Origin of the sequence: Halalkaliarchaeum desulfuricum (assembly GCF_002952775.1) — an archaeon.
Classification (GTDB): Archaea; Halobacteriota; Halobacteria; order Halobacteriales; family Haloferacaceae; genus Halalkaliarchaeum; species Halalkaliarchaeum desulfuricum.
Window position 1 is genome coordinate 2,768,027 of sequence record NZ_CP025066.1, and the last position, 18,419, is coordinate 2,786,445.

At 65.4% G+C, this 18,419-nt stretch carries 17 protein-coding genes; 11 read left to right on the top strand and 6 right to left on the bottom strand.

What is annotated here, in order from left to right; genetic code table 11:
• The first annotated feature begins 143 nt into the window (after positions 1-143).
• Positions 144-1,304 (top strand): molecular chaperone DnaJ, encoded by a 1,161-nt coding sequence (gene dnaJ, locus AArcSl_RS13775; protein WP_119820462.1) that lies wholly within the window; start codon positions 144-146, stop codon positions 1,302-1,304.
• A gap of 33 nt (positions 1,305-1,337) precedes the next feature.
• Here dnaJ and AArcSl_RS13780 read toward each other — a convergent pair whose 3' ends face one another.
• Together AArcSl_RS13780 and AArcSl_RS13785 are read right to left on the bottom strand one after the other, a co-directional pair.
• Entirely contained in the window at positions 1,338-2,501 is a 1,164-nt protein-coding gene (locus AArcSl_RS13780) for a site-2 protease family protein (RefSeq protein WP_119820465.1), read from the bottom strand.
• A gap of 83 nt (positions 2,502-2,584) precedes the next feature.
• A complete protein-coding gene (locus AArcSl_RS13785; RefSeq protein WP_119820468.1) occupies positions 2,585-3,583 on the bottom strand; it encodes a phosphate signaling complex PhoU family protein in 999 nt (332 codons plus the stop codon).
• Positions 3,584-3,805: 222 nt separating this feature from the next.
• On the opposite strand from AArcSl_RS13785, the gene AArcSl_RS13790 reads away from it, so the two are divergent.
• The 5 genes from AArcSl_RS13790 (at position 3,806) to phoU (ending at position 8,394) form a co-directional block, all read left to right on the top strand.
• A complete protein-coding gene (locus tag AArcSl_RS13790; RefSeq protein WP_119820471.1) occupies positions 3,806-4,924 on the top strand; it encodes a PstS family phosphate ABC transporter substrate-binding protein in 1,119 nt (372 codons plus the stop codon).
• Entirely contained in the window at positions 4,917-5,831 is a 915-nt protein-coding gene (gene pstC / locus AArcSl_RS13795) for a phosphate ABC transporter permease subunit PstC (RefSeq protein ID WP_119820474.1), read from the top strand. Before AArcSl_RS13790 ends, pstC begins: the two co-directional genes overlap by 8 nt.
• Complete coding sequence (gene pstA, locus AArcSl_RS13800) at positions 5,828-6,775, top strand: phosphate ABC transporter permease PstA (RefSeq protein ID WP_119820477.1); 948 nt, start codon at positions 5,828-5,830, stop codon at positions 6,773-6,775. The genes pstC and pstA overlap by 4 nt, the downstream gene beginning before the upstream one ends.
• Positions 6,772-7,623, top strand: a complete 852-nt coding sequence (gene pstB / locus AArcSl_RS13805) for a phosphate ABC transporter ATP-binding protein PstB (protein WP_119820480.1) — start codon at positions 6,772-6,774, stop codon at positions 7,621-7,623. The genes pstA and pstB overlap by 4 nt, the downstream gene beginning before the upstream one ends.
• 96 nt (positions 7,624-7,719) lie before the next feature.
• Entirely contained in the window at positions 7,720-8,394 is a 675-nt protein-coding gene (gene phoU / locus AArcSl_RS13810; protein WP_119820483.1) for a phosphate signaling complex protein PhoU, read from the top strand.
• A 22-nt stretch (positions 8,395-8,416) separates the two neighbouring features.
• On the opposite strand, the gene AArcSl_RS13815 is transcribed toward phoU, so the two are convergent.
• A complete protein-coding gene (locus tag AArcSl_RS13815) occupies positions 8,417-9,670 on the bottom strand; it encodes an MFS transporter (RefSeq protein WP_217563457.1) in 1,254 nt (417 codons plus the stop codon).
• 120 nt (positions 9,671-9,790) lie between these two features.
• Here AArcSl_RS13815 and hmgA point away from each other — a divergent pair, with 120 nt between their 5' ends.
• Positions 9,791-11,020 (top strand): hydroxymethylglutaryl-CoA reductase (NADPH), encoded by a 1,230-nt coding sequence (gene hmgA, locus AArcSl_RS13820; RefSeq protein ID WP_119820485.1) that lies wholly within the window; start codon positions 9,791-9,793, stop codon positions 11,018-11,020.
• A gap of 121 nt (positions 11,021-11,141) precedes the next feature.
• On the top strand, positions 11,142-11,666 hold the full coding sequence (locus AArcSl_RS13825; RefSeq protein WP_161945970.1) for a molybdopterin-dependent oxidoreductase: 525 nt from the start codon (positions 11,142-11,144) through the stop codon (positions 11,664-11,666).
• Positions 11,667-11,672: 6 nt separating this feature from the next.
• Here AArcSl_RS13825 and ilvD read toward each other — a convergent pair whose 3' ends face one another.
• Entirely contained in the window at positions 11,673-13,412 is a 1,740-nt protein-coding gene (gene ilvD / locus AArcSl_RS13830) for a dihydroxy-acid dehydratase (RefSeq protein ID WP_119820491.1), read from the bottom strand.
• 85 nt (positions 13,413-13,497) lie between these two features.
• Entirely contained in the window at positions 13,498-14,355 is an 858-nt protein-coding gene (locus AArcSl_RS13835; protein ID WP_119822011.1) for an inositol monophosphatase family protein, read from the bottom strand.
• Between the two features lie 82 nt (positions 14,356-14,437).
• On the opposite strand from AArcSl_RS13835, the gene AArcSl_RS13840 reads away from it, so the two are divergent.
• The 3 genes from AArcSl_RS13840 to AArcSl_RS13850 all read left to right on the top strand — a co-directional run bounded on the left by AArcSl_RS13840 (position 14,438) and on the right by AArcSl_RS13850 (position 16,894).
• Positions 14,438-15,514: a pyridoxal-phosphate-dependent aminotransferase family protein gene (locus tag AArcSl_RS13840; protein WP_119820494.1), complete on the top strand. Its 1,077-nt coding sequence runs from the start codon at positions 14,438-14,440 to the stop codon at positions 15,512-15,514.
• A gap of 65 nt (positions 15,515-15,579) precedes the next feature.
• A complete protein-coding gene (locus tag AArcSl_RS13845) occupies positions 15,580-15,966 on the top strand; it encodes a hypothetical protein (protein ID WP_119820497.1) in 387 nt (128 codons plus the stop codon).
• A 13-nt stretch (positions 15,967-15,979) separates the two neighbouring features.
• On the top strand, positions 15,980-16,894 hold the full coding sequence (locus tag AArcSl_RS13850; protein ID WP_119820500.1) for a class I SAM-dependent methyltransferase: 915 nt from the start codon (positions 15,980-15,982) through the stop codon (positions 16,892-16,894).
• A gap of 32 nt (positions 16,895-16,926) precedes the next feature.
• Here the strand turns inward: AArcSl_RS13850 and AArcSl_RS13855 are convergent, their stop codons facing one another.
• Positions 16,927-18,405 (bottom strand): heme-binding protein, encoded by a 1,479-nt coding sequence (locus tag AArcSl_RS13855; protein WP_119820503.1) that lies wholly within the window; start codon positions 18,403-18,405, stop codon positions 16,927-16,929.
• Between the last annotated feature and the right edge of the window lie 14 nt (positions 18,406-18,419).

Here is an 18,419-nt window from a genome sequence, read left to right on the forward strand (position 1 = left end):
AGGGTTGTCAAGTATTGCCATACGGCACGTCAAGGAATCGGGCACGGTAAATTTTGCGCCGGGGCGGAGTTCGGCCTCGCTTCGGGCCGACAGGACCGAGCCGTTCTTTTCAAGTAGCACAGTCCATTAGGGGTCGACAACGAATGAGCGAGGACTTCTATGAGGTACTCGGGGTGTCACGCGACGCCGACGCCGACGAGATCAAACGCGCCTACCGGAAGAAGGCCGCAGAGTACCACCCCGACGTCAACGACGATCCGGACGCCGAAGAGAAGTTCAAGAAGGTCCAGAAGGCAAAGGAGGTGCTCACCGACGAGGAGAAGCGGCAGCTGTACGATCGCCTGGGCCACGACCAGTTCGAGCGGGCCGAAAAACACGGCGCGACCGACAACGGTGGTGCCGGCCGCGGTGCGGGGCGGGGCCCGTTCGGCGCCGGCGGTCCGTTCGGCGGCGCCGGCGGAGGCGGCTTCGAGGATCTGTTTTCGGATCTGTTCGGCGGCGGCAGCCGCGACCCGAACCGTCCCCGCCAGGGACGCGACCTCCGAACGGAGATCACGATCGACCTCGAGGAGGCGTTCCACGGGGCGGAAAAGCGGCTCACCGTCACCCGCCCCGCCGAGTGTGACGACTGCGGCGGCACCGGACACCCGCCGGACGCAGACGTCCGGACCTGTCCGCAGTGTAACGGTCGCGGCCAGGTGACGCAAGTTCAACAGACCGCGTTCGGACGGGTCCAGCAGACGACGACCTGTCCCCGGTGTGAGGGGGACGGCGACCTGTACTCCGAGACGTGCCCCTCCTGTGCGGGCGACGGCGTCGTCCGCGAGGACGCGACACTCACCGTCGAGATCCCTGCCGGGGTCGAAAGCGGCCAGACCCTCCGGATGGGCGGCGAGGGTGCCCCGGGTGAGAACGGCGGTCGACCGGGCGATCTCCTCATCGACGTGACCGTCGAGGAGAACGAACGGTTCGAACGCGACGGCGACGACCTCCATCTCAAGCAGCCGATATCGTTCCCGCAGGCTGTCTTCGGGGACACCATCGAGATCGAGACGCTCGACGGCACCGTCGAGATGGACGTTCCAGCCGGCACCCAGAGCGGCGAGACGTTCCGGCTGCGTGACAAGGGGATGCCCCGGCTCCGTGGTCGCGGGCGCGGCGACCTCTACGTCCGGGTGCAGGTGGTCACACCCGAGAGCCTCAACGAGGAACAGCGGGAGGCGCTCGAGGCGTTCGCCGAGGCGGGTGGCGAGGAGATCGAAGTCGAGGAGAGCTTCTTCGAGCGAATCAAGCGGAGTCTGTGATCTGCTGTGCTCACCGCCGGCGTCGTCCCGGGATCAGCCGGACACGACCTGAACCGGCACGAGCATGAAACACAGTAGTCCCAGCGCGAACGTGATGATTCCGACGAGCATTCGCGGCCAGCCCAGCTGTGACTCGTCGACGGGATCGGCGGGGCCGTTGAACGCGATAAACAGCGCGAACACGCCCCAAAACGCCCACAGTCCGACCGACTCGTTGAGGCCGTACTCCAGCACGTAGTAGAGGTACGCGGCGATCCCGAACAGGATAGCCGGCACCAGCGACGCGACGGTTTCCTGTCGCTCGCCGATCATCGCACGCATGATGTGGCCGCCGTCCAGTTGCCCCACCGGGAGCAGGTTGAGCAGTGTGAAGAACATCCCGACCCACCCGCCGATGACGACCGGGTGGGCGGCCTTGTTCGCCGCCTCGTAGGCGGTCGGCTCGCCCAGTGCCGACGCGATCAGCGTCAACAGCGGCGGATCGTTGAACCGGATCATGCTGCCGTCGGCCTCGAGGATGCGCTCGGGGATGGTGATCGGGTCCAGCGAGAGCCCGATCGCCGTCACGACGACCGTCGCCGCGAGTCCCGCAAGCGGCCCGGCAGCGCCGATGTCGAACAGCACTTTCCGGGAGGGCATCTGCCCTTTCATGCGAATCACCGCACCGAGGGTGCCGAACGGGAAGACGAACGGGATGACGTACGGCAACGAGACGTTCACACCGTAGTACCGTGCGGCGGCGTAGTGGCCCAGTTCGTGGACCAAAAGCACGCCCAGCACCGCTGCCGTGAACGGCCACGCCTGGAGGATGACCAGCGGGTTGGCGGTGATCTCCGAGAGGGGGACATAGTACCAGCCGTACGCGCCAACGAACAGCGTCGAGATCACCGTCGTCACGAACAACACGAGGTTGGTCCACGGGATCCCCTCGGGTCCGGCGCCGATCGGACGCGCGATAACGACGTCGGCCTCGCTGGTACGGGTGAGTTCGACCTCGTAGCCGATCTCTCGGAAGGCGGGAGCGATCCGACGCATGAGCGCTCGGTCGGGCACCAGCGACTCGCCGTAGTAGAGGATCCGATCGCCGTCCCGGCGCGTCGCTGTCAACTGAAAGAACGTTCGAAGCGGCTCCGGCCGGGGCGTCTCGCTGGGGGATTCCGCCTCGCCCACCGGGCCAGAGACCTCCTCGTCTGCCATCGAACTCAGTTAGGGATCCGCAGGCAAAACGCTTGTCGTACGGGCGGGAGCAGACGTGTCGTCGGGGGCGACAGTGGAGTCGCTCACGGCGAGGGTGCCGCCTTCTGGAGTGCGGTTTCGGCGATGTTGCCGCCGTAGTCCCCACACCGGGAGACGGAGTCGACGATGAGGCCGAGCAGCTGCGCCCTCGCGGGATCGAGGTTCCGCAGATACGAGTCGATCCGGCGGGCGTCCTCGTCGATCCGCTGGACGGATTTCCGCGCGTCGTTTGCGACCCGTGTCGCGACGTCTCTGTCCTCCGAAAACAGCGCGTCCATCGCGTCGTCGATCACCTGGGCGACCTCCTCGCGGAGTTCCTCGAGCGCCTCGAGTATCTCCTCCGGGACGGGTTGTTCCAGCTCCAGGGTAAGGTGGGCGATCTTGGTAGCGTGATCGCCGATGCGTTCGAGCTGTCTGGCGCTGGATTGGTAGTCGAAACAGACCTCCCGGGGGAGCCCCAGCTTCTCTGCGGCCTTCGGGGTCCGCAGCGTCGCCCTGAAGATCCGCGAGACCACGAGCCAGAGCCGGTCGAGGTCGTCGTCGCGCTCGATCACGTCCCGAGAGAGGTCGTCGTCGAGTTCCTCGAGCGCGGCGAGGGCGTCTTCCAGCATCGACAGCGCGATCAACCGCATCCGGGTCACGGCGTTGTGGATCGAAAGCTCCGAGGAGTCGAGCAGGTCACGGATCACGACCGTCTCTTTCGTCTCCTCGAACACCTCGAGGCCGACGAGGCTCTGGACCGCCTCCCGGATCGTGCGGCGCTGTCCGGTCGTGATCCGGCTGCTCTCGAGGACGATGTCGTCGAACCCGCTCACGTACATCGCCGTGACCGCCCGCACGAGCTCCTCGCCGGTCAGGTCGGTCACGTCCAGCGTCCCCTCCGTCCGTTCCTCCTCGGTTTTCGGCGTGAGAAACAGCGCGTCGCCCTCCGGATAGAACTCCACTTCGCTTCCGGCCCCGACGTCGTTTGCGGTCGCCCAGGACTTGGGAATCGAAACCGTGTACGTCGACCCCCCGGTGACCTGAACCTTCCGGGTCTCCATATCGGTAGATCCCGACCGTGTATATATAAATTTGTCCAAATATATACCTGGTCGACGCAGATCCGTTTCGGCTGCCAACCGCTCCGCCGCAGTTCACCGGCAGTATCGGCCGGATTTCCGCAGGACGTCGACCGGCCGAAAATAGAGGTAACGTGTCCCAAACATAGGTCTATATAGTTATTATAGTAGAGTATTTAGGTCGTCCTCGCGGACCCGAAACCGATGGAACGGAAACCCCCTGCAGGGGGGAACGAACGGTCGAACACTGACGACGGATCGGACGTCAGTCCGTCGAGATCGTCTCGTCGGCGGTTCCTTTCGGCAGTGGGCGCCTCCACCGCAGCCCTGTCGGTCTCCGGACTCGCGGGCTGTCTCGTTCGTGGAGAACCGAGCCACCTCGAAGGACAGATCGTCGTCGACGGCAGCAACACGTTGTTGCCTCACGGCGCCGCCGTCGCCGAGGAGTTCCAGTGGCGGAACAATCGGGTCCGGATCCCGGTTCGTGGATCCGGAACCGGGGCCGGATTTCAGCTGTTCTGTGAGGGCGCCACGGACGTCCAGAACGCCAGCCGACCGATCCTCGGGCCGGAAGACGTCCCCGAAGGACAGCTCAGCGAGGTAGAGCAGTGCGGGCAGGCCGGCGTCGACTACGTCGAGTTCGAGGCGGCCCTGGACGGGATCGCGATCTGGGTGCATCCCGACAACCACTGGTGTGACTGTCTCACCACCGAGGAGTTGCGACGGATCTGGGAACCCGGCTCCGATGTCGAAACGTGGGGAGACATTCGCGAGGAGTGGGCCGAAGCGGGTCACGATGGCGAACTGGAGCTTTACGGCCGCGACCCGGCCTCGGGAACGTTCGACTCGTTCACGAAAGCGATCAACGACGAGATCGGCGCGATCCGGTCGGACTACTCCGCCAGCGCCGACACCAACGTGATCGTTCGCGGGGTTCGCGGAAGCGAGAACGCCCTCGGCTGGGGCGGACTGGGCTACTACGAGGAGAACAAGGAGGACCTGAAACTCGTCGACATCGACGACGGCGACGGCTGTGTCACCCCGACCAGGGAGACGATCGAGACCGGGACCTACCAGCCGTTGACGCGGGCGATGTACGTCTACTTCAACGTGAACTCCTTCGAAAAGGAGCAGGTCAGAGAGTACGCCCGGTTTTATTTCTCCCCGATCGACGAGCGCGCGGACCGCAGCGACGTCGAACCCGGCGAACAGCTCACGTGGACGCAGTGGGCCGCACGGAAGGTCGGCTACTTCGCGACGACCGACGAATCGGTCCGGGAGGCACGCGACCGACTCGAGGAGGTGCTCGCCCGATATGAGTAGCGTCGACCTCACACGCGCCGGTTCCGGAATAGACGGAACGAAAAACCGGCTGATCCGGTACGTCTTCTTCGCCTGCGCCGCAGTTACCGTGTTGACGACTGCCGGGATCATCGTCGTCCTCGTCGAGGGTGCCGTCGCCTTCTTCAGGGAGGTGTCGATCGTGGAGTTCTTCACGACCGCCGACTGGTCACCGATCATCCGCCCCCGGTCGTACGGCGTGTTGCCGCTGATCTGGGGGACGATGCTCATCGTGGTCGGCAGCGCGGTCATCGCGATCCCGGTGGGAACGGCGACGGCGGTGTACCTCGCCGAATACGCCGACAGACGCGTCCGCAAGGTCGTCAAACCCACGCTGGAGGTACTCGCGGGAATTCCGACGATCGTATACGGCTTCTTCGCGCTGTCGTTCATCACGCCGCTGCTCCAGCGCTTTTTCCCCGAGACGGGGACGTTCAACGCGGCCGCCGGCGCGATCGTCGTCGGCGTCATGGTGATCCCGATGGTCTCGTCGCTTTCCGAGGACGCGATGTCGGCGGTCCCAGACGAGCTCCGTCAGGCGGCCTACGGGCTCGGAGCGACCAAATACGAGGTGTCCACCGACGTGGTGATCCCGGCGTCGGTCTCGGGGATCACTGCGGCGTACATCCTCGCGATCTCGCGGGCCATCGGCGAGACGATGGCAGTCACGCTCGCGGCGGGGATGCATCCGAACGTCACGTTCAATCCACTCGAACCGATCCAGACGATGACCGCTTACATGGTGCAGGTCGGGATCAGCGACGTGTCGGTCGGTTCGATCGGCTATCAGTCGCTGTTTGCGGTCGGCATCACCCTGTTTGCGATGACGCTTTCGATGAACCTGCTCAGCCTCTGGGTCAAATCCCGCTTCCGGGAGGAGTACCAATGAGTGAAGAACCGAGCACCGAACCGGCTGACCCGTTTGCGGGGATCGCCGACGACGTCCACCGAAAGCGGCTGATCGGGCAGGTCTTCGTCGCTATCTGTCTCGCCTCGACGCTCGTGGGGATCGTCGCGCTCGTCGCGCTCGTCGCCGACGTGCTTTATGAATCGTGGGGGTGGGTCACCTGGGAGTTTCTCTCGTATCCACCCTCGCGGTTCGTCGAGAACTACCTGCCCGGCGGACGGGGTGCGGGGATCTATCCGGCGTTGATCGGGTCGATCCTGTTGATCGTTCTCACCGCCGTCTTCACGCTGTTTCTGGGCGTCGGCGCCGCGATCTACCTCGAGGAGTACGCTGCCGACTCCTGGCTCACGAGTTTTATCGAGGCGAACATCGCCAACCTCGCCGGCGTCCCCTCGATCGTGTACGGCCTCCTCGGTCTGGCGCTGTTCGTCCGGGCGGCGGGTCTCGGATCGAGCCTTCTCGCGGGGGCGCTCACCCTCACACTTCTCATCCTCCCGATCGTGATCGTTTCTGCCCAGGAGGCGATCCGGGCGGTGCCCGATTCCCAGCGACGCGCCGCCTACGGCGTGGGGGCGACAGACTGGGAGGTGATCCGCGACATCGTGTTGCCGGCGTCCATGCCCGGGATCATGACCGGGACGATCCTGGCGCTGTCGCGAGCGATCGGGGAGACCGCCCCGATCTTGATGGTCGGCGCCGCGACGTCGATGTTCGTCGCGCCGGTCCGGGACGGTCCGCTCGGGCTGCCGGTGCCGGACTTCCTCGGGCCGTTCGCGGCGATGCCGATGCAGATTTTCGACTGGGCCCGGCTCCCGCAGGCGGATTTCCAACACGTCGCCGCCGCCGGGATCGTCGTGTTGCTCGCGGTGCTTTTGGGGATGAACGCGACGGCGATATACATCAGAAACAGGTACGAGAGACAATGAGTCAGGAATCACAGACAGCGAGTCAGGAAGGATCGCCTGCGAGTCAGGGGCGGATCGACGACGATCTCGAACCGAGCATCGAATCGACACCGGAGGCCCACACCGCGATCGAGACGCGCGACCTGGAGGTGTTTTACGGCGAGGAACGTGCGCTGTATCCGACCTCGGTCCGGCTCCCCGAAAAGCAGGTAACCGCGATCATCGGTCCATCGGGGTGCGGAAAATCGACGTTCCTCCGGTGTTTGAACCGGATGAACGACCTGATCGACGTCGCCCGTATCGAGGGCGAGGTGTTATTTAAAGGCAAGAACGTCTACGACGACGACGTCGACCCGGTGGCGCTGCGCCGCCGGATCGGGATGGTGTTTCAGAAGCCGAACCCGTTCCCGAAGTCGATCTACGACAACGTCGCCTACGGGCTGAAGATCCAGGGGTTCGACGGCGACCTCGACGCCCGCGTCGAGGAGTCGCTCCGCCGGGCGGCGCTGTGGAACGAGGTGAAAGACCAGCTCGGTTCCTCGGGGCTGGATCTCTCTGGGGGGCAACAACAGCGGCTCTGTATCGCCCGGGCGATCGCCCCCGATCCGGAAGTGGTGTTGATGGACGAGCCGGCCTCGGCGCTGGATCCAATCGCCACCTCGAAGGTGGAAGATCTCATCACCGAGCTCGCGGAGGATTACACCGTGATCGTCGTCACGCACAACATGCAGCAGGCGGCCCGCATCTCCGACAAGACGGCGGTGTTTCTGACCGGCGGCCGACTCGTGGAATTCGGAGACACCGACCGCATCTTCTCGAACCCCGAACACCAGCGGGTGGAGGATTACATCACTGGCAAGTTCGGATGATCCACCGTGGACTTCACCCCGAGGCGCCTCCACGGGCCGACACGGGCGAGCGGAGATAGCCTTTTGAAACGAGCCGACGTCACAGGGAACAACGACATGCCACGCACGGATTACCAGGAGAAATTGACCCAGCTCAGGGAGGACGTGCTGTTCATGAGCGAGGTGGTCACCGAGCGGTTACAGATGGGACTCGACGCGCTCGAACAGCAGGACGCCGAACTGGGAGAGGAAGTGATCACCCGAGATCACGAGGTGAACCAGCTGTATCTGGAACTGGAGAAAGACTGCATCGACCTGATCGCGCTCCAGCAGCCCGTCGCCGGCGACCTGCGCTTCATCGCCGCCTCGTTCAAGATCATCACCGACCTCGAACGGATCGCTGATCTCGCGACCAATCTCGGAGAGTACGCAAAGCAGGCCAATCGAAGCGTCTTCCCCGACGTCGACGCCCAGCAGATCGGCGCGAATACTCTCACGATGCTGGATACGGCGATGGAGGCGTACGCGAACGAGGACACGGAGGCGTGTTACGACGTCGCCGCGATGGACGACGACCTCGACCAGCTGTGCGAGGAGGCGAGCGAGGCGGTCGTCCGCGAACTCATCCAGCAGGAGCGGTTCGAGGACGAAGAGGAACTCGAGGGGCTCATGAACGAAGTATCGCGGCTCCTGCTTACGATTCGGGACCTCGAACGCGTCGGCGACCACTGCGTCAACGTCGCGGCGCGGTCGCTGTACATGATCGAAAACGACGACGAATTACTGTACTGATCTGGGCGGTTCGGTTTCCCATTCAATTGTCGATCAGTGGGAGCCGGCTCGATAACACGATCAGCACAACGGTGAGGACGGCAAGTACCAGGAAGGTTTCATCGAAGAATCCGCGGTCTGCGGCTGCGCCGAACGCGATGGGGCTCGCCGCACCGGCCGCGAACACCAGCGTGCGCAAGATTCCGAATCCTGTCCCCTCGACGTCCTCGGGAAGTGCGCCGACGAGATATGACTCGGTGGCAGTTTCGAACGAGAGTAGTGTCCCAAGGAGGATCGAGATGGCGACCAGAAGCCACAGGTGGTCGACAAACGGCAACGCCGCCAGGGCGAGGACGGACGCGACGATCGGGACCGCCGTGTACCGGACGTTGAGCCGGTCGTAGATCATTCCAGAAACCGGGTGAATAATCGCAGTCGAGACGAAATACAGCCCGAATAGCAGGCTGGCGATGACGGGCGAGACGCCTTTCTGCTCGATGAGATACGTCGGATAGAAGCCGGTGAACGCCTGCCAGATCGAAAACCCGACGATCAACACCAGGGTGGCGAGTAGAACCGGGGGGTTTTTGAGTTCACCGGCGACGTATCGCGCGGTCGCAACCGAGACCGTGTCGACTGCACTCCCGGTGTCGTCTGACTCGACCGGAACCGTCACCCACAGCGCGATCGCGACGAGGACGAACGCGGGGATCGCCACACCGAAGCCGAACTGCCATCCCAGCGCAACCGCGATCACGCCCGCGATGGGGGGTAACGCCGCCTGCCCGATCTCCGGGGCGACGTTCGTGATCCCGATCGCGGTGCCGTAGCCGTCGGGATACACCTTCGCGATCGCCGTAAAACGGGCGATCGCATAGAACCCGACGCCGAACCCGAACGCGGCGGTCGCCAGAAACAGCGCAATCGGGGACCCGGCGACGACGATCAACACGACCGAGCCGCCCGAAAGGACCATGCTTGCGACGAGCGTCTTCCGTTCGCCGATCCGGTCTGCAAACAGCCCGCCGGGAAGCTGGCCGAGCGCGTAGGCGGCGAAAAGCACCGTCAACAACGCCCCCGCGGTGGCGAGATCCAGGCCGTAGGCCACACGGAGGTCCGGCAATAACACCGGATAGATCGTTCGCGTCCCGATCGTGAGACCCCAGCCGGCCGCGATGGCAAGCAGGATCGGGCCCCGCCCCTCGCTTGCGAGGTGTCGAAGCTGGCTTGCGACTGACGGGAGATACCGGGAGCACATCGATCGTTCGGGAAGAGATCCGGTTCCGGTGCCTATCACTATTGACGCAAGGCACAGTATTGCCGCAACCGGAGGGTGAGTAACAACTTGCGCCTGGAGCGTCCGTCCTTCAAGCTCAAACCGACAGTTCTTATCTCCCCGGGTCGCCACCACACGGATATGACCGACGTCGATGTCGACGACCTCGCCGACAGCGTCCGGGAGGGGGAGCTCCGGCTCCACGAACTCGAGGAACACGCCGACGCCGACGTGGCGACAGCCGCCCGCCGGCTGCTCGTCTCCGAACAGTCCGGTGCCGACCTCGAAACGATCGGTTCCTACGGGTTCCCGGCCGAAGCGGCCGGACCCAACGTCGAGAACATGCTCGGCGCCGTCCAGGTACCGATCGGCGTGGCCGGCCCCGTCCGGATCCGCGGTGGGGCCCTCGACGACGAGCGGTACCTCCCGCTCGCGACGACCGAAGGGGCACTCGTGGCCTCGGTCAACCGGGGCTGTTCGGTGCTCGACGCCGCCGGCGGGGCATCGGCCCGCGTCACGAAGTCGGGAATGACCCGCGCACCGGTGTTCAAAGTCGAGGATGTCGTCGAAGCGGAGGCGCTCGCGGAGTGGGTTCGCGACAACGTCGACGAACTCGCAGACGCGGCCGAATCCACGACCAGCCACGGCGAACTGCTCGACGTCACGCCGTACGTCGTCGGCGACAACGTCTACCTCCGGTTCCGCTACGACACGAAGGACGCGATGGGGATGAACATGGCGACGATCGCGACCGGGGAGGCGTGTGACCTGATCGAATCGGAGACGGGTGCCTCGCTGGTCGCGCTGTCGGGCAACCTCTGTACGGACAAAAAGCCCGCGGCGGTAAACGCCATCGAGGGGCGTGGGCGGACGGTGACAGCAGACGCGATCATTCCCAGAGACGTCGTCGAGTCGCGGCTCCACACGACGCCGGAGGCGATCGCGGAGATCAACACCCGAAAGAACCTCGTCGGCTCCGCGAAGGCCGGAAGCCTGGGGTTCAACGCCCACGTCGCGAACGTGGTCGCGTCGATGTTTCTCGCGACCGGCCAGGACGAAGCCCAGGTCGTCGAGGGGGCCAACGCGATCACGACAGCGCGGACCCGCGGGGACCCGGGGGACGCCGATCTCTACGTATCGGTGTCGCTTGCGAGCCTCGAGGTCGGCACCGTCGGCGGCGGGACGAAGCTTCCCACCCAGTCTGAGGCGCTGTCACTGCTCGGCGTCGCGGGTGGCGGCGATCCGCCGGGAACGAACGCCGACGCCCTGGCAGAAGCAATCGCCGTCGGGGCGCTCGCCGGTGAACTCTCGCTTCTCGCGGCGCTGGCCTCCAGACATCTCTCGTCTGCGCATGCCGAACTCGGTCGGTGACACCCGCCAGTGGCAGACCGCGCGGGACTGGACTGGCTCCCCGGGAGGACAAAAGCGGCTTTATACTGTGCAACGACGCTCATGGGGATAGCTCGTCTACTATCGAATGGAGGAGCTTCCCGTGCAGACCAATCCCCAACTCGTCGACGATACTGCGCCGATCGACGAGGAGACGATCGACGGCGAACCGCGGGAGTCGTACTCTCCCGCGGAGACGCACCCCGAGCCCGAGCGGATACGGATCGGTGGGCACGACGACTACTCCCTCGATCGGGCGAGTGCGAGAGAGCGGTTCGAGTGGCAGCAGGTCGACTTCTCGACGCGGTGCCACTCCGGGACGCTCATCGAAGGGGTCTGGGAAGGGGTGCCCGTCGCCGACGTGCTGGATGCGGCCGACCCGTCGCCGGAGACGACGCACGTGGCCCTGATCGGCGTCGACGGCTACACTCGGTGCGTCCCGGTGCTCGAGGTGCTGGACGGGATCGTCGGGTTCGACTGCGTCGACGAACGGGACGACGGCGCACCCCGGGTGGTGGCGCCCGGGCTCGACTCCCAGGCGTCGGTGATGCGGCTGCGAGCGATCGAACCGCTGTCGCTTGCCCCCGGCGAGGACCCCGGGGACGTCGAGGTCGCGCTGCCAGAATAGCCCGTATCAGTCCCGCTTTAAAGCCGGATTGGTGACGGCCCCGTCGGCCGCCGAGCCGAAGTCGCGGGCGAACTTCGCGAGAACGCCGCCATCGTAAGGGGGGTCCGGCTCCTCCCACCCTTCGCGACGGCGTTCGAGTTCCTCCTTCGAGAGTGCCACGGACAGCTCCCTGTTCGGCACGTCGACGGTGACCTCGTCGCCCTCCTCGAGCAGCCCGATCGGGCCGCCGACGGCTGCCTCGGGGGCAACGTGGCCGATCATCGGTCCCCGGGTCCCGCCGGAGAACCGGCCGTCCGTAAGCAGCGCGACGTCGTCCTCGTGACCGGCACCCACGACCGCGGCGGTGACCCCAAGCATCTCCCGCATCCCCGGGCCGCCTTTCGGTCCCTCGTTGCGGATTACGATCACGTCGCCGGATTCGACGTCCCCGTCCTGGACGTACGCCATCGCGTCCTCCTCGTGTTCGAAGATCCGTGCGGGACCGACGTGATGAAAGGTGTCGTTGCCGGTCGCCTTCAGCACCGCGCCGTCGGGAGAGAGGTTCCCCGTGAGGATCTTGATCGCGCCCTCGGGCTGTTTCGGCTCGTCGACGGTGTAGAGGAACTCCGCGTCGATCTCGTCGTCGTCCGGGAGATCCAGGGTTTCGAGTTCCGCTTCGATCGTCCGCCCGGTGACGGTCTCGGCGTCGCCGTGGAACAGATCTGCCTCGAGCAGCCGGCGGATCACGATCGGCACGCCGCCCACCTCGTGGAGGTCGTTCATCACGTGGGCGCCGCCGGGCTGGAGGTCGGCGATCTTGGGCGTGCGCCTCGAGATCTCGTCGAACTCCTCGATCGAGAGGTCGACGTCGGCTTCGGCCGCGAGTGCAAGCAGGTGCAAGACGCCGTTGGTCGATCCGCCGATCGCCGTCTGGAGCGCGATCGCGTTCTCGAAGGACTTTCGCGAGAGGATGTCGGAGGGCCGGCGGTCCTCCTCGACGCACTCCAGTGCGAGTTCTCCCGCGCGCTCGGCGACCTCGTACCGTTCGGGATCCTCCGCGGGCGCCGACGCCGACCCCAGGGGTGCCATCCCGAGCGCCTCCGAGATCGACGCCATCGTGTTCGCAGTGAACATCCCGCCACACGATCCCGCACCGGGACAGGCGTTGCGCTCCAGTTCATCGAGTTCCTCGGCCTCCATCGATCCCTCGGCGTACGCGCCCACCCCCTCGAACACCTGCACGATGGTGACGTCCCGTCCCTCGTGTTGGCCCGGCATGATCGATCCGCCGTACAGGAACACCGACGGGAGGTTCGACCGGATCGCGGCCATCATCATCCCGGGGAGGTTCTTGTCACAGCCGCCGATCGTGACCAACGCGTCCATGCGCTCGCCGAACGCCACGAGTTCGACGGAGTCGGCGATCACCTCCCGGGAGATCAGCGAGGCTTTCATCCCCTCTGTGCCCATCGAGATGGCGTCGGAGATGGTGATCGTCCCGAACTCGATAGGCATCCCGCCGTCGTCGTCGATCCCGTCGATCGCGGCGTCGGCGACGTCCTCGAGGTGGACGTTACACGGCGTGATGTCCGCAGCCGGGTTCGCGACCCCGACCATCGGCGAGGAGAGGTCCTCGTCGTCGAATCCCATCGCCCTGAACATCGACCGGTGGGGCGCGCGTTCGGCCCCCGTCGTCACGTCGCTGCTGGGCAGCGACGGATCCTTTTCGCCGGCGAACCGCTCGCCGGAGGACTCTCGTTCGTTCATACCGCTTGGGAGGGGTTCCGGGGGGTTAAAAACCATCGGCCCGGCAGGGATTGCGCGCACGCCGACGTGGTGACACTCCACGTGGCTACGGATCGATCGTTCGGGCGGCCTCGAGCACGTCCTCGTGGACGCCACCGTTCGAGGCCACGAGGCCGCGGGAGTCGTATCGCCACGGCTCGCCGTCGAGATCGGTCACCCGCCCGTCGGCCGTGCGGACCAGATGGACGCCGGCGACGGAATCCCACGGGTTGCACTGGACGTTCGTGATCACGCCGTCGAGCGCGCCGGTCGCGAGCATCGCGAGCTCGAGCTGGGCACAGCCGACGCGCCGGAGGTCGGCAAACCGGGTGACGATCCCCTCGCAGGCGCGGGCGTACTCGTCGCGTCGGTCGAAGCCCCACCACACGGTCGGCGCGACCGCACACGTTTCGGGGTCGGTCCGGTCGCTCGTTTCCATCCGGTTTGCTCCAGGCAGGCCCACGAGGCTCCCGGAGTCGGCTGTCTCGGCGACGAGATCCGCGTCGATCGGTCCCTCGATGGCGACCGCCGTCCGGTCGTCGGCGAGGTACGACTCCCCCAGCGCTGGCGCGTCGATGGCCGTGGCGACCGGTTCCCCGTCGACCACTGCCGCGACCGCGGTAACCCAAAACGGGATGTCGCGGACGTAGTTGTTCGTCCCGTCGATCGGATCGACGATCCAGGCGGCCCCCTCGTCGGGAACCTCCTTCTCGGCGTCGCCTTCCTCGCCGACGATCACGTCTTCCGGAAACTTCTCCCGGATCGCCTCGGCCACTGCCGCCTGTGCGTCCCGGTCGGCGGCGGTGACGACGTTCGTCTTCCCGGTTTTGTTCTCGACGTCGATCCCGGTTCGGAACCGCTCGTGGGCCAGCGTCGCACCGGCCCGTGCGGCCCGCGCGGCGACCGCGACCCGTGGTTCGCTCATACCGCCTTTTCCTTTCGCCCCCATCCTGAAGCCGTCGATCCTCACGCCCAGTATTTAAGCCGCCGCCGACGAATCCGCCCGTATGCTCATGACACCGGGGCCCACGGAGGTCCCGAAACCGGTCAGGGAGGCGATGGGGGGCGAACTGATAAACCCGAACGTGGATCCGGAGTTCCGGGAGATCTATCGCGAACTGACCGAACAGTTGTCGATGGTATACGGGACGAGGAACACCGATCACCAGATCGTCGTCCCCGGCGGGGAGGGGATCCTCGGGCTGGAGGCATCGATCGCGTCGCTGGTGGAACCCGGAACCCGGGTACTCTGTCTCTCCAACGGGCTGTACGGCGACGGGTTCGCCGATTTCGTCGAGAGCTACGGCGGAGATGCGACGCTCGTGTCGGCGCCTGACACCGAACCGCTCCCGATGGAAAAACTCGAACGCCGGCTCCAGGAGGATACCTTCGAGGTCGCCACGATGGTCCACTGCGAGACGCCGACCGGGACGCTCAACCGGATCGAACCCGCGCTCGATCTGCTCGCCGATCATGACGTGCTCACCGTCGTCGACGCCGTCTCCTCGCTGGGGGGAACGCCGGTCCCCACCGGGAAGATCGACGTCTGCCTGGGCGCCTCACAGAAATGTTTCAGCGCACCACCGGGCCTGACGACCGCGGCGATAAACGAGGCCGCCTGGGACGCCATGGAGGAGCGGGGAAATCGGTCGCTGTACACGAACTTCCTCCCCTGGCGGGACACCGACGAAGCGTTCCCGTACACCCACCTGACGACGGAAGTCGTCGCGCTCCGGACGTCGCTCGAACTTCTGCTCGAGGAGGGGATCGAGTCGGTTTATCGCCGCCACGAGGAGGCAGCACGACACTGCCGCAAGCGGGGGGCCGAACTCGACCTCGAACTGTACCCCGACGCAGGCGAGGACCGGACGGCCCCAGAGCGGAGTTCGCCGACAGTTACGGCGTTTTCGGTCCCGGGTCGCGCCGAGGTGATTCAGCGCCGGCTCCGGGAGGACCACGACATAACGATCGCCACTGGACTGGCGAGCCACGCCGAGGACGTGATCCGGGTGGGACACATGGGCCACAACGCCCGGATCGAGAAGGTCGACCGGACGATGGACGCGCTCGGGGACATCATCTAGTCGCCGACCGTCGACCCCCCTGCACAAACGGCAAAAGTGATGACGTCCCCGGCGCAATCTCGGGTATGCTCGAACGACTCCTGCACGCGTTCGGTTACGCGTTCGCCCACCTGCTGTTTTTCCGGGCGGCGTCGCCGGACACGATCGTCCGTCGACTTCGGCTCGCCTACCGGCTGGTCGGCGTCCGGATCGTCGAAACGCCCCGCGTGGATGAGGTCCGCCGGACTATCTTTCTGTGTCCTTACCGGAACCTGGCGGCCGACCGGTTCGGCGAAAAGTGGCTGTGTCACCAGAAACTCGATCGGGTTGACGACGGCTACGTGACCTTCCTCCGGCGGCACCGGGACATCGACTATCAGCGTCCCCAGTGTTGTAGCGACCTGCCGTACTGTGACGACTCGGAGTACTGCTACTCCGAGGTTTCACGATCGAAAGCGCAAGCGGAACCGTAGGCGAGGAAAGCGCATGACCGATCCGGATCTCGCCCGGCGGATCGCCGACCAGTTCTCCGGGCGGGGCAAACGCGCCGACATCTGGCGGGGGTTCGACGCGTTCCTCGACACCGACGCGTTTCTCAACCTCGGGTACTCCCCGCGATACGGCAGTCATCTGCTGGGTTCGCCCCAGGACAGGCTCGCGAAGCTCGTCGTCGCGGAGCTGAACCGCCACCACAGACCCTCCACGGCGGAGGACGGATTCCCCGCGAGGTCGGCCGGAAAACTGCTCGATGTCGGCTGCGGACGGGGCGGTCCGACGTACCGGTTGGGAGAACGGACTCCCTTCGACGTCGTCGGAATCGACCTCGTGACCGAAAACGTCGTTCGGGCCCAGGACGGCGCAGAGTCGTCCCAACGTCGGGGAAGTGACACCGGTTTACCGTCGTTTCTGGTGGGCGACGCGACGAGGCTCCCTTTCACGACCGGCGCGTTTTCCGCCATCGTCGCCGTCGACTCGCTGGTGTACGTGCCGGCTATCGGGCGGGCGCTCGACGAGTTTTCCCGGGTGCTTGCCGACGGCGGCGTCGGCGTCGTTTCGGATCTCGTCGCCGATCGGAACGCCGGCGTCCCCGACGACGACCTCGAGCGGTTCGGCGAGGCGTGGGACATGCCTCGTCCCCGTCCACGGGAGAGGTATCTGTCGACGATGGCCGAACGCGGGCTCAGGGTTCGGCGGGTGAGAGATCTCACCGACAACAGCGTCGGTCGGTTCCGAAAGTGGTCGCAGCTGTATCTCGCAGTCGCGGACGGACCTGGGGGCGGGGTGCTGGAACGGCTCCTCCGGCGGGAGGGCCTCGATCCGGACGCCGTCACCGAACAGGTGCGGGCCGCCCACCGCGCGTTGCCGGCGCTCCGGCACGTTCTCGTCACCTTCGAACGATAGAAACGGACACATACGGTTCGCAAAACGGCTGTTCAGGCCAGGAACACGTGCCGCGGCCGGTCCGCAAGGACGTCCCGCCCCCAGTCGACGGTGTCGCGGAACGCGTCAGAGCGGAAGAACGCCATCGCGTCCTCGCGGGAGCGCCACTGACTGGCGATGAACGTGTCGTTTTCGTCTTCGACGTTGATCAGCAGATCCGTGTCGTGGTGGCCGTCCATTTCGGCGAGCATGCCGCCAACGGTTTCGAACTTCTCGATGAAATCGTCCCGGTGTTCCGGCTTGATCGTGTAGAACATCCCCATGGTTCCGAAGCCGGATTCCTCGCCCGCACGCGAGACGATTTCGGGGAGTTCAGACAGGAACCCGGCGGCAGTTTCGGCCGCGGAGTCGGTCTCCCAGATGCTCACGACCGCGTTGCGGTCGCGTTCGCGACCGCGGTAGACGGCGGTTTTGACGTGCGTGTCGTAGTGGTCGAAATTGGCACGGAGGCCGTCGACCTCCTCGAACAGGTCTTCCGCCTCCGCCTCGGAGTACAGCACTGTCGCATAGACGTCCTCGCCGTGTGGCTTCCCGGCGTAAATGTCCATTTCCTCGAGCTGGCCGCGGATCTCGTCAGTTTCGTCGGCCTCGTCGGCATCGGCGGTGTCGTCGGCATCGTCGGTCTCGCCAGGTGGGCCATGGCCGTGGCGTTCTCCATGGGCGTGTTCCTGCTCGGGTTCGTCGTGTTCGGCGGTGGGAACTTTCGCGCCTTCGAGGAACGCCCCCAGATCGCTCGGCGGGAACCGCCGGCCGACGTAGAAGTAGGGGAACTCGCCGTACAGCGAGGAGGCCTCGTCGAACCGCATCTCGTAGACGATATCCTTCAGGTGAACCGGATCGTCGGCGAACAGCGTGACTCCCCACTCGTGGTCGTCGAGTCCGACGGAGGAGGCGACCACCTGCGAGACGTCGCCGGCGTATTTGCGACCGAACTTCCCGTGGCCCTCCATCAACTCCGCGCGCTCGTCGAACGAGAGGGCGTACCAGTTGTACTTCTCCCCGCGTCGCTTGTTCATCGGGTAAAAGCAGAGGTACTCGTTTTCGGGAATCTCCGGTTCGAGCTTGCCTTCGATGTATCGACGCAGCCCCTCGTTGGTTTCCTCTGCGTCTTCCTTGAAGTAGTCGTCCGAGACGTACCCCGAGACCTCGGTCACCGAGACGTACGACGTCGATCGTTCGGTAAACGCGGCGAGTCCGGTCGTCTCGAACCGGCGCTCTAGCGCCGAGAGGTCATCGAGCGTCGGACGAAAATGAAGGATGAGCAGATCGGCTTCATGCCCCATCATCGAGAATATCGCCGACTGCCCGTCCTCGGCGTCTGCGAGGGCTTCACACTCCTCGAGGAACGCCTGTCCCTCCTCGATCGCTCGCGTTCGGCGGCGTTGCGGAGTCTCCTGCCAGTGCTGCCAGTCGATCGTCCGGAAGTCGTGGAGTACGTACCAGCCTTCGTCGGTCTGGGGTGGCTCTACCATGGACCCGAGTACGG